Below are 13987 nucleotides of genomic sequence, written 5' to 3'. Positions count from 1 at the left end.
TCAGATGGCCTCCGCCGTGAAAAAATCGATGAGCGCCGGCGCGATCGCGCCAGCCTTGACCTGATGTGTCTGTCCCGGCAGCGTGATCCGCCGGGTCTGTCCTATGGCGTCAGCCACCGCCTGGACTCCGTTGTGCATCCAGGCAGGGCTCTTGCCGCCGTCGCCGACGAGCGTCGGCACGTCGATGTTTGCCAGCACCTTGCGGTACTCCTCGGGGATCGGCTCGCCCCGCATCACGTCGCCGAGGATCGCGAGGTCGTACGGCAGCGTCGGAGCCACCGCCTTGAGCTTCGACCAGACCGGCATCAGCGGCATGATGACCCCGAGGAACGCCGGCCCGTTGACCACCTTGGTCATGAAGAACTTGACCACGTCGCCGTTGCGCCCATTGGCGAGCATGTCGTCCACCCGCTGCCGGTAATCGGCCGGCGGCAGCGGCCGGCTCTTGTCCACCACCAAAGGCGGTTCGTACACCGCCAGCCTGCGCACCTTCCCGGGCAGTGCGGCCGTGGCGCGCATCGCCAGTACCGCGCCGGACGAGACACCGTACAGGTGGGCCGACCCGCCCGCCGCGTCGATGAGCGCCTCGATGTCGTCGATTTCCCGCTCGACCGCGTACGGCTGAGTGTTGCCGCTGCGGCCCCGGCCCCGCCGGTCGTACAGGTACACCATGAAGTGCTTGGTCAGCAGCGGCGCGAGCGCCGGCATCGGCCCGAACGACCGGCTGCAGAAGGCGCCGTCGACCAGGATGAGCGGCGGCCCGTCGCCGCTGCGGTCATAGTCGATGATGGTGCCGTCGGTGGAGGTCACGGAGGTCATCGCCGGATCAGTTCCTTTCGCCGCTGTCGGTGTCGTTGTCGGTGTCGGTGCTATCGCCCGCACCGGTGTCGGCGGGCTTCTTCATGCTCGGGTGCACGGCCACCACCACCCGGTGGGTCCGGCCGCCCGGCGCCTGGTCGTCGTGGTACTTGCCGACCAGCGCGGTGACCGCGGCGGCCAACTCCTCCGCGAACGCGGCCCGATCGGCCGCCGAGGCGAACCGGACCTCGCCGTCGAGCGCGAACGTGGCCACCCGCTTGTCGGCCCGTGCCGCGCCCGTGATCAGCGCGCCGACGTCACGGACGAGCTTCGCGGCCAGCGCGAGCAGCCAGCTCGCGGAGAGCCTGTCGGGTGACTGGGCCGGGTCCGGCGCCAGCGAGGACAGGGCGACCGGAGATATCACGTACGACGCGGCAGTCGCCCGCAGCACGCGCTCGGTCATGTTGCCCTTGCGCCGCTCCTCGACCAGTTCGACGAGTCCGTGCTCCTCCAGCGCCCGCAGGTGGTAGTTCACCTTCTGCCGCGCCATGCCGACCCGGGCGGCGAGGGTGGTGGCCGACCCCGGCTCGGCCAGAGCGGCCAGCAGTCGCGCCCGCATCGGGTCCAGGGACGCCTCGGCGGCCGCCGGATCCTCGATCACTGTTACCTCGAACATGTCCATGAGCCTCGCACCGACAGCTTTTTTTGTCAAGACAACTTCGACTGTCGGGGCGGCCGGCGGAATGGCGGGCGGAGAGGCGGCTTATATGCGCTCAAATGCCGCGTAAGGGCGGCGCGCGGAAGGAGGTGACTCAAGAAGGGGGATCGGAATACGCACTCGGGGGGCGGATCGGGTACAGTCTGAACCCGCTGAGGGCGATTAGCTCAGCGGGAGAGCGCTTCGTTCACACCGAAGAGGTCACTGGTTCGATCCCAGTATCGCCCACCGAAGAAAGCCCAGGTCAGGGCCGGTTTGCCGAAGAGGCGACCGGCCTTTTTGCTGTCTCGGGCGGTCGTTTGGGAGACCGCATGACGCGCCACATCGACTAGCCGTGTTCCGGGTGGCCGAGCGAGCCGGCTGGCGATCAAGCCTGACGTAACCCGTCAAAAGGCCTGATCGGCGATGCTTCCAGACGCACGCTCGGCTTTGATCTCTCGCGTTAGCCGGATCAACCGACGAACACCTAGAAACACGATGGGCTGCGGGAAGTAGATGGTAGCGACGAACAAGAGAAGACTCCACCACCGGCGTGGCAGCGGGAGATACCACTCCAGCGCCAGGCCGACGACGGGCACAACGAGCCCGAAGACGAACGCCACGACGATCGTCACGACCAAGCGACGCTGCATGCGGCTCACGAGCGTGATTGAACCATTCAGGAGCAACAGACCGAAGAGAGCCGCCAGTGGATATGGCCATCGGGCGGTCGCCGCTACCGACGAGGAGTGCACGCCAATGTCGTCCACAGCCGGGCAGTTCGTCTGCGAGACGTTCGACTACGACGGTGGCCGCGAGGTCACGGTGTACGTCCCGCGTGCCTCCACGGAGTCCGTTGTCTTCGCCGGTGACGGTGGGTGGCATGTCTCGCGGTTGGTCGCCGTCCTTGAGGCCGCCAACGCCCCGTCCACGATGGTCGTCGGTGTCCACGGGCTTGCGGATGACGACGCGCGGCTCCACGAGTACGTGCCGGTGTTCGATGCGGAACGCTTCGCGGCACACGAGCAGTTCTTCGTCGAGGACGTGCGCCAATGGGTGCAGTCGCGTTTTGGAATCGTGTTACGCGCTGAACGCACCGCGGTGTGGGGTGCCTCCCTAGGGGGTGAGCTCGCGCTCGCCATGGGGCTTCGCCATCCGGACGTCTACGGCGCCGTCTTCTCCGCCTCGCCGGGCGGCGGCTACCGGCCACCTGCCCTGATGCCAAGCCCGCTTCCCCGCGTGTACCTCGTCGCCGGCACCCTGGAGCCGTTCTTTCTCGAGAACGCCACACGGTGGGCCGTCGCGCTGAGGGAGGCGGGAGCGGACGTCGTCATGAACGAGCGGGTCGGGTCGCACGGCGACGCGTTCTGGACAGAAGAGTTCCCGCTGATGGTGGCGTGGGCGTTCGGAAGCTGAACGGTTGCGCGGCCGCCCCGCCCTCCGTCGACCAGGCGAGGCGAGGCGATCGGACCCGGGGTCGCCTGCCTGGCACCGCCGGTCACCGTCGACGGATCGTGGCGACCCCAGAACCTGCCCGCTCTACGGTTGCGGGTCGACGGCGTACGGGGCAACGACGAGCGATGTATCGTCAAGGATCCTTCGACAGTGTTCTTTGTCGCCGGGATTCCGGACAGTTCCGGCAGTCCCTTGCGGCGTGCGAAAGCCACCTCTGTGAGTTGACATGCGACGTGCCGATCTGCTGAAGGTGCTCATCCGCGGCGTTGTTTTTGGCGTCTTCATGGCCGTTTGGTCCCACTTCCTGAGTAGCAAGACATGGACGTTCGCCCTCACCTGGTGGATCCCGGCTTGCGTGCTCTTCACCCTCGGGTCGGAGATGCACGGCTGGACGAGGTTCAAGGTGTGGGTCATGCGACGGACACGTCCACCAGAAACGTCCCCGTCTCCGCAAGCCGTACAGCAGCCAAATGCGGCAGCCGACGACGTCGAGCGCGACCCCAGCAAGCCGTGACAACCCATCCGACCTCGCGCCAGACCCGTGGGCTAGCTGGCACGGCGCTGGACGCGCCACAGGCCGACCGCCGCCAGTAGCCCGCTAGCGCCGAGATACAGGGCCAGTTCGATCCATTGGAACGGCCAGAATCGTCGATCGGGTTGGTAGGCCAGGTCTACGTGGAGGTCGAGCTTGCCGAGGCACACCGCGATGTCTCCGAATCTCCCGGTGGCGCCGGTCTTTGGGGCGTTGTTGAAGCACTCGTTGAAGGCCGCGTCGGAAAGCTGGCGACCGTCTGGCGTCAAAAGTCTGCTGGTATCGGTCACCCAGGCGTTCGGTACCTCCAGCCCTCCCACGACCGGCCCGCCGGTGATGCTGCCGAGCATCCGGGCCTGGTCGATGGTGTCGGCAGTCATCGGTACGGTGGCCCGCTCGGCCGGCATGAAATGCGGTCGCAGCAGATTCGGTACGGCGAACTGCATCGCGATCACGGCCAGGAACACGATCGCCATCGCCGGTAACGTGCGGCGCACCAGGGTGCGGGAAATCGCCCGCGGCCGCACCAACGTGGAGATCGGGGCGGAATTGTTCATCTCCCTGAGCACCGTCAAAAGCCACGTCTCGACCATCCAGACCAAGCTTGGCCTTCGCAACCGCACCGAGATCGCCGTCTGGGCCTACGAGAACCGAGTCATAGGAAACGCCTGAACCTGCCGCCAGCGCGGTCGCGCTGGGAGGCGGACGTCCTGGGATGATGTCCACCGTGGCGGTTGACCCAGAGCAGCAGGCGGCATGGCTCCAGCAGGCGGCAGAGGAGCCGGAGCAGCAGCGGGAGTGGATCCGGCAGAACAACGTGATCTACGCCGGACTGATCGCGATCGGCTTGGTCCTGGTACAGCCGTTCCTCACCGTGACGACCCTCAACTGGTCGGCGAAGACCTGTGTGATCGCCTTCTCCGTGGCGATCCCGCTACTGGCGGCCCTGGTCCTGGTCAACCGCCAGGAAAGCTTCCGGCGCCGGGCGACCGATTCCCTTCTCGTACGGGCGACTCAGGCAATCGCGCAGTTCCTCGCGTTCGTCGGCGTGGTCGCCGGTTTCTGGCACATCATGTGGCTCGCCGGGGTGGGGATCCTGGTCAGTGGCTTCGTCGCGATGATGGTCCATTCGGCGGGCTACTTCCGCTTGGAGCGCGCCGCCAAAGCCGCCATCGCCGAGGCCGCCACCGCCCAAGCCACCACCGCCGAGGCCACCGCCGAGGCGGCCACCAAGGGCGCCGCCGCGCCCGCCGAACCCGCCGGTCAACAGTCCACGGACGACGCCGAGGAGTAGGTGGAACCGTTGAGTGACGCGGCGATGCGCGACGCGGAGACGCCGGATCCGGTGTGGACCGTGTGGCGGCAGGACGACAACGGCAACCAGTATGAGGTGTCCCGGCACGACTCTCGCGCGGATGCCGAATCGGCGGCCGCGACGCTGGAGGCGCGCGGCCACAAGCAGACCTACTGGGTCGCTCGCCGATCCCGGCGGCACAGCACCAAGTGACGTCGATTCACATGCGGCGCTGGTAGAAAGCCAGACCGCCGCCGTAGACGGCCGCAAGCCCGAGCACGCAGAGCATCGGCCACGATGGCGGGCGGGAACTCACGATGAACGTCACGAAGCACGCAACGGTGGCCGCGGCGAGTGCCGCGTAACCGACAAGGGCCATGGCCTTGTGGTGAATCAGCCGCTGCCGTTCGTCCTGAGCCCAACCCAACTGCTGAGGTTGGTTTCTCCCGGGTCGGCGCAACTCGACGGCGAGACCGACACCCACTGCTGCGACGAGCGCGGCGGCCACCAGAGCGGGCGCGAGCTGGCCGCGCAGGGCGAAGGCCAGGACGTAGAGCGCGCCGTATCCGGTCCAGAGCGCGGGAACCCATCGACGCCAGCCGCGTGGTGGTGACGTCCGTTCAGTCGACATGGAAGATCTCCTCTACGGTACGACCGAAGAATTGGGCAATGCCGATCGCCAGCGGCAGCGATGGCGTGTATCGCCCTTGTTCCACGGCGTTGATCGTCTGCCGGGAGACTCCGAGCTCCCGGCCGAGCTGCTCCTGTGAGATGCCCTTCGCCTTGCGGAGGCCCCGGACGTCGTTGCGCATGCGTAAAGCGTCCTTTACATCAACCGACAAATGGAAAGTACACTTGACACCACGCAGCGTCAAGAACCCGGCGGCCGGGTACGTTGTAGCTCGACGAGTTCAGGGGGCCGCGATGGATTTCGCACCGGTCGACTACGAGTCGGGCGCGCCGGTGGCCGGGTCGCTCGATGTGCGCTGGATCCATGGCACGCCCAAGGGGCATCCCCATACCGACCCACCGATCCAGGTGCATCGGTACGACGAGCACACGCACATCCTGCGGCAGAGCAAGGCAACCTCGTTCGAGGCGCCATTCCTCTACCTGTTCTTCGGCAACGACCGCGCTCTCCTGCTCGACACCGGCGCGACGGCTGAGCATGACCTGTTCCCGTTGCGCCGCACGATCGACGAGGTCGTACGGGGGTGGCTGGCGGCGAACCCACGCGAGGGGTACCGGCTGGTTGTCGCGCATACCCACGGCCATGGCGACCACGTAGCGGGCGACGCGCAGTTCGGGGAGTGTGCGGATGCGACGGTTGTGCCCGCCACGGTTGTGCCCGCCACGGTCGAGGCGATCACGGCGTTCTTCGGCTTCACGGATTGGCCGACCGAGGTGGTGACGTTCGACCTCGGCGGTCGGGTGCTGGAGCTGACCGGGATTCCCGGCCACGACGAGCGGAGCATCGCGGTGTACGACCGGTGGACCGGATTCCTGGTCACCGGCGACTCGGTCGGTCCGTTCCGGCTGTATGTCCGCGACATGCCCGCGTTCGTCGACAGTCTGACCCGGCTCGTCGAGTTCGCGTCCACGCGGCCGGTCACGCACATACTGGGCTGCCACATCGAGATGAGCCGCAGACCCCGCCACGACTACCAAGCGGGATGCCTGTACCAGCCGCACGAAGCACCGCTGCCGATGACGGTCGCGCAACTGACCGCCGCGCGGGATGCCGCGGTCTCGGTGGCGGCGAAGCCCGGGGTCCACGTGTTCGACGACTTCGTCATCTTCAACGACCTGGGCAACCCGAAGAGACCGTCCTACTACGGGTACTGGATGTGGTCACGGATCCGCAACCGGCTCGCACGCCTGTAGCTGGACTCGTCAGCCGCGCAGCACACGCCCTCCGACGAAGTCGACCTCGATGAGGTCGGGGAACCGCAGGCTCGACCAGAAGTCGGCCGGAGTGGGTTCGAGACGCAGACGGGTCGCCAGCCACACCGTCGGGGCGAGACCGTGGGTACCCACGATCAGCGCCTGCTTCCGGGCGGCAGCGACCCGGGCGTGGTGAGAAATCGCCGCCTCGTAGCGGGCGGCCACTCGGGCGTGAGGTTCCCACCCCTCGTGGCAGACGCCGTCGACGTAGGCGTGGGCCTGCGCGCGATAGCCGTCGGACCAACGGTGCGGCCGCAGCACCTCGCGCAGGCGCGGCTCGGGTACCACGTCACGACCGGCCGACATCTCCCGTACGGTCTGGAGCGCCTTCGGCTCGTCGCTGGCCACGTAGTATCCGGGCTCATGCAGCGCGGCCAACGCCCGGGCAGCCGCGCGCCCTTCCTCGCCCAGTTCCCACAGGTGACCGGGAATTTCGGGATCCACTGCCGGCATGGCATGCCGCACAAGGATCAGCCGATCGACAGCGATCGTCACAAGCGCAGGTTAGCGCATGGGGAGCATACGGCTGGCGACCTGACCGGGCGGCGGTCTGTCGACCGATGCCCGGCCAGGTCGCCAGGGATTGCGGGAGAACGGATTGCGGGAGAACGAATTACCGGGAGACGGGTTGCTGGACGGACGGTTGCGCGTGGACCGCCTGGCTCGGCGCGGCCTTTGCGGTACGCAGCTCTTGAATGCCGAGGTACAGGAATGGCAGGAGCAGCAGCACGTCGGCCACGTGTGCGATGGATGCCTGCCGGGTCATCCGGCTCAGCGGGAACGCCAGGCTCCCCAGCACGATCAGGATGCTGACCGGCAGCGGCGCCACCCGGAGCCGGGCCAGCAGCACCCCGAACGCGGCTAGGGCGACCGGGAACAGCGGGCCGCAGATCCAGAACAGCGTGGTGGCGAGCGGGAAGTCATTGACCCGCTCAACGGCCACGGAGTGGGAGATGTCGAACATCTGTTCGTGGATCGCTTGTACGGCGAACGTCACACCGCCCACCGTGCCGAACACGGTGGCCGCCAGAGCGACCGCCACGTAGCGCGGCGAGAGGGGCCGGAGCCGCCCGTAGATACCGATGAGGCCGAGAAGCCAGCACCCCGTGGACAGCGCGGTGAGAGTACCGCCCGTCACGCCCTGACTTCCGTCCTGCCGCCAGAAAAAGCCGGCGATGAGGTTGAGCGCCGGACCGAGGATGAGAAACATGCGAATGACGCTATGGCCGTCGAGACCGTCCGCAATCTCGCGAACGCGGTACCCGGACTACCACGAACGTGGTAGCCGAGCCAGCCGCCAGCGGTAGGCGAAGACCACCAGCTGCGCGCGGTCGCGTGCTCCCAACTTCGTCATCGCCCGGTTGGTGTGGGTCTTCGCCGTGGCCGGGCTCATCCTCAACCGATCCGCTATCTCCATTGTGGACAGCCCGTCGGCGATGAGCGCGACCACTTCCCGCTCGCGCACGGTGAGGGTGTCCAGCCCGGGTGGTGGCGGTTCGTCGGCGGGGCCGGTTGGGGCGGTGAAGGCGGCGATGAGGCGCCGGGTGACGGCCGGCGCGAGCAGGGCTTCGCCGGCGGCCACCACCCGGACCGCGTGGCGCAGCTCGTCCGGGGTCAGATCCTTGAGCAGGAAGCCGCTGGCGCCCGCCTGCAGGGCGCCGTACACGTACTCGTCGAGTTCGAAGGTGGTCAGCACGACGACCCGGACGCCGGGCAGCCGGCCGTCGCCGAGGATCCGGCGGGTGGCGGTCAGGCCGTCGGTACCCGGCATCCGCACGTCCATCAGGACGACATCCGGCCGGTGCGCCCGGGTCAGCGCGATCGCCTCGTCGCCGTCGCTGGCCTCGGCGACGACCTCGATGTCGGGTGCGCGCTCCAGCAGGACCCGGAACCCGGCGCGCACCAGCGTCTCATCGTCGGCCAGCAGTACCCGCACCGTCATCCCGGCAGCCATGCCCGCACCTGGAACCCTCCCCGTTCGGCCGGTCCGGCGCGCAGCCAGCCGCCCAGGCCACGAGCCCGTTCTGCCATGCCGCGCAGGCCATTGCCGGGTACGGCCTCGCCGCCGCGCCCGTCGTCGAGCACAGTCAACGACAGCCCGTCGGGCAGGTAGCCGACCCGCATCTCGATATGTCGGGCGCCAGAGTGCCGCACCGCGTTGGCCACGGCTTCCTGCAGTATCCGGTACGCGGTGGCCTCGATCGCCCGGGGCAGCTGGCGCGGCATGCCCTCGCACACCAGCGTCGCTCCGGTACCGGCGGCGATGTCGGGCAACCGATCGAGCGTCGGCGCGGGTGGTTCGGCCGTGCGGGGACGGTTTCCGTCGCGCAGTACGCCCACCGCGGCGCGCAGTTCCACCATGGCCTCCCGGGCCGCGCGGCTCACCGCCTCCAACGCGGTACGCGCCTGGACGGGATCCTCGTCGATCAGCTCGGCGGCCACCCCGGACTGCACGCTCACCACCGCCAGCGTGTGGGCGCTCAGGTCGTGCAGCTCGCGGGCGATCCGGATGCGCTCCTGCGTGAGGCCCTGCTCCTCCGCCCGGTCGCGCTCCGCGGCCAGCAACGCCAGCCGAACCTGCCGCCCGCGTACCACCTCGCCGAGCAACAGCGCGGCGATGAACAGGCCGGTCGAACCGTCCAGTGTGGAATCCAGCGGCCCTACCCCGGCGACCGCCATGCGCCCCTGCGCGTCCAGCACGATCAGTACGGCCGCCACGGCCAGGCCGAGGCGCCGGCGTGGCGCGACCGCCACCGAGTACAGGGCCACCCAGACCGCGACCGCGGGCGCACCACCGGGATAGCGGGACACGTGGTAGGCCAGGTACAGCACACCGACCGCCGCCATGACGGCCGCCGGATAGTACCGGCGCAGCAGGAGCGCCAGCGCCATGCCCGCCACCATCGCGTACGCGACACCGTCCGGTGCCCGATCGCGCGGCAGTACCGGCGCCGCCGCGACCCGGGCCGCGGCGGCCGCACCGGCGACGACCACCACACCGGCGTCCAACCACCAACGACGCATGGGGCCACGGTACGAAACCCGCGGGGATCTGGCATACCACGAACGCGGTACTGTCGTCACAGCCGCGTCGCGGACCATCAGGTCGCCGGTTTGACCGCGGCGAGGCGTTCGACCATCCCGAGCTTGGAGCGGTGGCTGTACCGCACGGTGAAGCCGGCCCGCTCGACCAGCGGCAGCGGGTGCCGGGTCTGGTAGTCGCCGGCCGTGCGGACGGTGAAGCGCTCCAGGAGCCGTTGCAGGGCGAGGACGATCGGGTTCGTCGCCGCGACGTGGTCGAGAAGCAGGAGTTGCCCGCCCGGGCGCAGCACCCGGTGCATCTCGGCGATCGCGGCCCGGTCGTCGACCACGCTGCACAGCGAGAGGGTGGCCACCACGGTGTCGAACGAGGCGTCCGCGAACGGGAGCCGTTCGGCCTCGGCTTCGCGCAGGTCGGCGGCCAGTCCGAGGTCGGCGGCGCGGGTACGGGCGGCGGCCAGCATCGCCGGGCTCAGGTCGACGGCGGTGAGCCGGACGCCCGGCGGATAGTACGGCAGGTTCAGCCCGGTCCCGATGGCGACCTCGAGGACGTCGCCGCCGGCTTCGGCGCACACCAGCGGGCGGACGTCACGGCCGAACATCAGCGGTTCGCATCGCCGCATGGCGCGGTCGTAGCTCGGTGCCATCCGGTCCCAGAGGCGCCGGTTGTGGGCGGTCGCGTCGGTACTCATCGCGGTGGCTCCCCCTCTGCGCTCGGCACGGCCCTCAGCGCTCGCCAGGCCCTCACCACTCGGCACGGCCCTCTGCGCTCGCCACAAGTCATCGTCACCGCCCGGCACGCCTGACGACAACACCCCGTCCGGAGATCATTCTCCGAACAGGGTGCGTCGCGTCGGGCCGGTTACTCGGCGGCGGCTACTCGGCGGTCGGGCTCGCCTGCTCGTACGCCGTGCGCAGCGCAGTCTCGAACACCTCCAGCGGCTGGGCGCCCGAGATGCCGTACCGGCGGCCCAGTACGAAGAACGGAACCCCGTTCGCACCCAGCAGCTGGGCCTCCCGGCTGTCCGCCTCGACGTCCTTGGCGTACTCGTCGCCGGCCAGCACGCGGCGCGCCTCGTCGGCCGGGACACCGACCTCACCGGCCAGCCGGACCAGAGTCTCGACGTCGTCGACCGTCTCGCCCTCCATGAGGTGGGCGCGCAGCAGCCGCTCGTGCATCTGGCCGCCGAGCCCATGGGCCTTCGCCAGGTGGGACACCCGGTGGGCATCGACCGTGTTGACGGCGATCGCCCGATCGAAGTCGTACTCCAGCCCCTCGTCGGCGGCCAGCGACTTCACCCGGTCGGTCATCGCGCGTACCTGGTCGACCGAGCCGCCCATCTTCTGCGCCAGGTGCGCCAGCACCGGCCGCTGGGCTCCCTTGGGGTACGTCGGATCGAGCTGGAAGCTACGCCACTCCACCTCGACCTCGTCGGCGTGCTCGAACCCCGCGAGCGCCCGGTCCAGCCGACGCTTGCCGATGTAGCACCACGGGCACACGACGTCCGACCACACTTCGATCTTCACCGGCAACTCCCTGCTCACAGGCAGACCCCGTCCGAGCACATCGGCGCGTCGTCCGTGGCCAGCACGACCAGACCCGGTACCGCGGGCATCGAAAGCGCGGGCACCGAATTCGCGGGTACCGACAACGCGGGCGGCGCGGACTCGCCGGTTCCGGTGCCCGCGGTGGTCGGGGCGGTCGCGGTGCTGGCGACGGTTCCGGTGCTGGCGACGGTCGCGCCGCCGGCGATGGTTCCGTCGGCCGGCGCGGGCTCGTCGGCCGGCGCGCGCCCGTCAGGGCTGGATACGCTCATCGGGTCTCCCATTGGTTACTTCTTGTTCGTAACCCAATCATGCGTCAGCATGGTGGCGATCGGTAGGAGGCACCTGAAGGTCAGCCAGGCACACCGATGTGACTGATGGCCGGTGCCGAGAGCCGACTTGGCCTCCTCTAAGGCATCTGTCCGCAAAGACGCAACATGTCCGATTAAATGGGAGATGTCGCAGCGGGATCGCCACTCCGACGACTTGTCGCGGGTTCGGGCTCTCGACAACGAGACGCCACTCAACCGTGCGGCGCGCGCCAAAAGCTTTTCTTCAGACAGAACAGTGGGGCCGGCCGGTAATGGCGCGATTATGTGCGAAACATCGACGTACGTTCGCGACCGCATCGTCCACGGGAGCATCGGCCCGCGGAGCACTCCGGACACCACCCCGTCGCGCCGACCACGCACGGACCACCCCGCAGCACATCGCATGACATCGCCGGAACCGTTGGCGCCACAGCCGAATCTCATCCGTCCGCCGGACAAGACCGGTACGAACGGGTGCGCACGGTTCGGGCGGCTCGCCTCGTCTCGTGGGCGGCGACCGGCAATAAGGGTTGCGCCGTCACCTGAACGGACCAACGCACGTTACCGAGGTGAGTCAACGGCAGAAAAGCAAAACCCGACGCCGGGCAAATCGGGGCACAAAAGCGGAAGTGGACATCTCATTAAATTTCCACTCAATCGCCTGAGTACTCTGTTTTGTCATCCCACTACAGGGTGAGATAAGGCCATGGCGGAGCGTGACGAGAGGTAGCGCCTTGAGTATGGGAGGGGCGGGGCACAGCGAGCGGCCCCGCAATGGTGCCGGGGGGAGTACAACATGAGTGCCATTCGTCCCACGACCGTAGAGGTCGAGACGTCACTACGGCTGGTTGCGCCGGACGCCACCGCCTTACCGGTCCGGGCGAGTTTGAGGTACGACCCGGTCGATCCATATGCCGTTCATGTGCTCTTTCACGCCGAATCTGCCGGCGGCGAGGCGGTCAGCTGGTCCTTCGCCCGCGAACTGCTGGTCAGTGGGCTGGACGAACCAGCCGGCATCGGTGATGTGAGGGTCTGGCCGTGGGCCACGCCGCGCGGGGACTTCATCGCGCTCGCCCTGTCCTCGCCGGACGGCAACGCACTGTTCGAGGTACCACGCAGCGTGCTGGTGCGATTCCTTCGCCGTACCTATGTAGTCGTCCCGCGCGGGCGGGAGACCGACTATCTCGACCTCGACGGCGCGGTGTCCAGGTTGCTGGCGGGTCGTTGACCGGCCACCTCTCACGATGACGCAACGAGTCGGCGCGATCCCAGCGCCGGCTCTTCGTCAACCCGCGGGGCGACAGAACCGCGGGGCAAAAGAGCAGCGGGGCGACAGAGCAGCGGTGGGCCGGCAGCCGTGTGGGGCGACTGCCGGCCCGTTCCGATCACCGGTGATACGACGGGGTTGGCCTACCCGTTGTACTGCGCGATGATCTTGGAGAAGTCGTACGGGTTCTGGGCGACGCTGCTGCACGATCCGTCCGCCCAGTTGTGCGGCACACTCGGATCGCAGGCCCGGTCGCGGTTCAGCGACCAGTAGGAGAACCAGCCGACGTGCTTGGACTTCGCGTAGGCCAGCAGCGACTGGAACGAGGACAGCGTGAACAGTTCCGAGGGCTGATCGGTGTGCCCGTTCATGATCTGTAGGCCGAGGTGGCTCCACGCGGTCGCGTCGTCCCAGCCGTACAGGCTCTTGAGCTGCCCCTGGGCCGCCGCCGTCACCAGTTCGACGCTGGTCACCTGGTCGCCGGCGTTGGTCAGGCCGTAGTCGAAGGCCATGATGTTGATGATGTCGAAGGCCGCGCCCGCCGAGATGGCCGCGCGGATCTCATCGGTACCGGAGCCGGGGAAGCCGACCGTCGTCATCGGTACCGTCAGCGACACGTGCAGCGCCCGACCGGCCGCGCGGGCGTTGTCCTCCAGGATCTTGATGGCGCCGAACCGGACCGCCGTGTTGGCATCCAGGTCATCGCCTTCGTAGTCGAGATCGATGCGGGTCAGCCCGTACTTGCTGATGACCGACTGGTACGCCGCGGCGAGGCCGGACGCGCCGCCGCAGGAGGCGCCCAGTTCGTTGCCGTTGTACCCGCCGAAGGACACCGCGACGTCGCCGCCCTTGGCCCGTACCGCGTTCACCACCCCGGTGACCGTGCCGTCCGAGGACACCCGGTGCGCGGAGTCCCCTCCCCAGGCCGGCGTGCACCCGCCCGAGTCCAGTACGAACGCCAGATTGAAGTTCCGCACCCCGGACGCGTTGATCGCGTCGGTGATGTTCTGCGGGTTGTTGTCCAGCGGCATGAAGTAGATCGGGTTCTTGAAGCTGCCATTGTTCGGTGGCGGGCTGGTCGGCGGCGCGCTGGTAGGCGGTGGGC

The 13987-nt window shown here is 68.4% G+C and carries 21 protein-coding genes and 1 tRNA gene; 8 read left to right on the top strand and 14 right to left on the bottom strand.

Going from position 1 to position 13987, the window contains the following annotated elements; translation table 11 throughout:
• Both Raf01_RS22585 and Raf01_RS22580 read right to left on the bottom strand, forming a co-directional pair.
• On the bottom strand, positions 1–819 hold the full coding sequence (locus tag Raf01_RS22585; RefSeq protein WP_203919968.1) for an alpha/beta fold hydrolase: 819 nt from the start codon (positions 817–819) through the stop codon (positions 1–3).
• A 7-nt stretch (positions 820–826) separates the two neighbouring features.
• Positions 827–1474, bottom strand: a complete 648-nt coding sequence (locus Raf01_RS22580) for an ArsR/SmtB family transcription factor (protein WP_203919967.1) — start codon at positions 1472–1474, stop codon at positions 827–829.
• A 198-nt stretch (positions 1475–1672) separates the two neighbouring features.
• Between Raf01_RS22580 and Raf01_RS22575 the strand changes: the two genes are divergently transcribed.
• Positions 1673–1744, top strand: a tRNA-Val gene (locus Raf01_RS22575).
• Positions 1745–1902: 158 nt separating this feature from the next.
• On the opposite strand, the gene Raf01_RS22570 is transcribed toward Raf01_RS22575, so the two are convergent.
• Positions 1903–2157 carry a hypothetical protein gene (locus Raf01_RS22570; RefSeq protein WP_203919966.1) on the bottom strand — a complete coding sequence of 85 codons (255 nt, stop codon included), beginning with the start codon at positions 2155–2157 and terminating at the stop codon, positions 1903–1905.
• Positions 2158–2254: 97 nt separating this feature from the next.
• Here Raf01_RS22570 and Raf01_RS22565 point away from each other — a divergent pair, with 97 nt between their 5' ends.
• Together Raf01_RS22565 and Raf01_RS22560 are read left to right on the top strand one after the other, a co-directional pair.
• Positions 2255–2911, top strand: coding sequence for an alpha/beta hydrolase (locus tag Raf01_RS22565; protein ID WP_203919965.1), 657 nt, complete (start codon positions 2255–2257; stop codon positions 2909–2911).
• 265 nt (positions 2912–3176) lie between these two features.
• The gene (locus Raf01_RS22560; RefSeq protein WP_203919964.1) at positions 3177–3464 is read left to right on the top strand and encodes a hypothetical protein; all 288 of its coding nucleotides are present in this window, start codon (positions 3177–3179) and stop codon (positions 3462–3464) included.
• Positions 3465–3496: 32 nt separating this feature from the next.
• On the opposite strand, the gene Raf01_RS22555 is transcribed toward Raf01_RS22560, so the two are convergent.
• Positions 3497–3958: a hypothetical protein gene (locus Raf01_RS22555; RefSeq protein WP_239133819.1), complete on the bottom strand. Its 462-nt coding sequence runs from the start codon at positions 3956–3958 to the stop codon at positions 3497–3499.
• A 10-nt stretch (positions 3959–3968) separates the two neighbouring features.
• Between Raf01_RS22555 and Raf01_RS22550 the strand changes: the two genes are divergently transcribed.
• From Raf01_RS22550 to Raf01_RS22540, 3 genes are read left to right on the top strand one after another with little or no spacing between them, the layout of a single operon-like run.
• A complete protein-coding gene (locus Raf01_RS22550; RefSeq protein ID WP_239133818.1) occupies positions 3969–4154 on the top strand; it encodes a response regulator transcription factor in 186 nt (61 codons plus the stop codon).
• A 55-nt stretch (positions 4155–4209) separates the two neighbouring features.
• Positions 4210–4776, top strand: coding sequence for a hypothetical protein (locus tag Raf01_RS22545; protein ID WP_203919963.1), 567 nt, complete (start codon positions 4210–4212; stop codon positions 4774–4776).
• Positions 4777–4989, top strand: coding sequence for an SPOR domain-containing protein (locus Raf01_RS22540; RefSeq protein WP_203920143.1), 213 nt, complete (start codon positions 4777–4779; stop codon positions 4987–4989).
• A 7-nt stretch (positions 4990–4996) separates the two neighbouring features.
• On the opposite strand, the gene Raf01_RS22535 is transcribed toward Raf01_RS22540, so the two are convergent.
• Positions 4997–5407 carry a hypothetical protein gene (locus tag Raf01_RS22535; RefSeq protein ID WP_203919962.1) on the bottom strand — a complete coding sequence of 137 codons (411 nt, stop codon included), beginning with the start codon at positions 5405–5407 and terminating at the stop codon, positions 4997–4999.
• Positions 5397–5588, bottom strand: a complete 192-nt coding sequence (locus Raf01_RS22530) for a helix-turn-helix transcriptional regulator (RefSeq protein ID WP_203919961.1) — start codon at positions 5586–5588, stop codon at positions 5397–5399. Before Raf01_RS22530 ends, Raf01_RS22535 begins: the two co-directional genes overlap by 11 nt.
• 112 nt (positions 5589–5700) lie before the next feature.
• On the opposite strand from Raf01_RS22530, the gene Raf01_RS22525 reads away from it, so the two are divergent.
• The gene (locus Raf01_RS22525) at positions 5701–6660 is read left to right on the top strand and encodes an MBL fold metallo-hydrolase (RefSeq protein WP_203919960.1); all 960 of its coding nucleotides are present in this window, start codon (positions 5701–5703) and stop codon (positions 6658–6660) included.
• A gap of 9 nt (positions 6661–6669) precedes the next feature.
• Here the strand turns inward: Raf01_RS22525 and Raf01_RS22520 are convergent, their stop codons facing one another.
• The 7 genes from Raf01_RS22520 to Raf01_RS22490 all read right to left on the bottom strand — a co-directional run bounded on the left by Raf01_RS22520 (position 6670) and on the right by Raf01_RS22490 (position 11576).
• Complete coding sequence (locus tag Raf01_RS22520) at positions 6670–7215, bottom strand: histidine phosphatase family protein (protein ID WP_203919959.1); 546 nt, start codon at positions 7213–7215, stop codon at positions 6670–6672.
• 118 nt (positions 7216–7333) lie between these two features.
• On the bottom strand, positions 7334–7930 hold the full coding sequence (locus tag Raf01_RS22515) for a hypothetical protein (RefSeq protein ID WP_203919958.1): 597 nt from the start codon (positions 7928–7930) through the stop codon (positions 7334–7336).
• A gap of 57 nt (positions 7931–7987) precedes the next feature.
• Positions 7988–8674, bottom strand: coding sequence for a response regulator transcription factor (locus Raf01_RS22510; protein ID WP_373319550.1), 687 nt, complete (start codon positions 8672–8674; stop codon positions 7988–7990).
• On the bottom strand, positions 8659–9744 hold the full coding sequence (locus Raf01_RS22505) for a sensor histidine kinase (RefSeq protein WP_203919957.1): 1086 nt from the start codon (positions 9742–9744) through the stop codon (positions 8659–8661). Before Raf01_RS22505 ends, Raf01_RS22510 begins: the two co-directional genes overlap by 16 nt.
• 77 nt (positions 9745–9821) lie before the next feature.
• Positions 9822–10451: a class I SAM-dependent methyltransferase gene (locus tag Raf01_RS22500; protein ID WP_203919956.1), complete on the bottom strand. Its 630-nt coding sequence runs from the start codon at positions 10449–10451 to the stop codon at positions 9822–9824.
• Between the two features lie 184 nt (positions 10452–10635).
• Positions 10636–11286 carry a DsbA family oxidoreductase gene (locus Raf01_RS22495; protein ID WP_203919955.1) on the bottom strand — a complete coding sequence of 217 codons (651 nt, stop codon included), beginning with the start codon at positions 11284–11286 and terminating at the stop codon, positions 10636–10638.
• 14 nt (positions 11287–11300) lie between these two features.
• The gene (locus tag Raf01_RS22490; RefSeq protein ID WP_203919954.1) at positions 11301–11576 is read right to left on the bottom strand and encodes a hypothetical protein; all 276 of its coding nucleotides are present in this window, start codon (positions 11574–11576) and stop codon (positions 11301–11303) included.
• Positions 11577–12411: 835 nt separating this feature from the next.
• Between Raf01_RS22490 and Raf01_RS22485 the strand changes: the two genes are divergently transcribed.
• A complete protein-coding gene (locus tag Raf01_RS22485) occupies positions 12412–12843 on the top strand; it encodes an SsgA family sporulation/cell division regulator (protein WP_203919953.1) in 432 nt (143 codons plus the stop codon).
• A gap of 182 nt (positions 12844–13025) precedes the next feature.
• On the opposite strand, the gene Raf01_RS22480 is transcribed toward Raf01_RS22485, so the two are convergent.
• Positions 13026–13987: chitinase (locus tag Raf01_RS22480; protein WP_203919952.1), on the bottom strand; the 962-nt coding region annotated here is incomplete at its 5' end.

It is taken from the genome of Rugosimonospora africana (genome assembly GCF_016862975.1).
Lineage (GTDB): Bacteria > Actinomycetota > Actinomycetes > Mycobacteriales > Micromonosporaceae > Rugosimonospora > Rugosimonospora africana.
The sequence above is the reverse complement of the archived record's forward strand: the minus strand, read 5'-3'. Positions and strand labels throughout refer to the sequence as shown.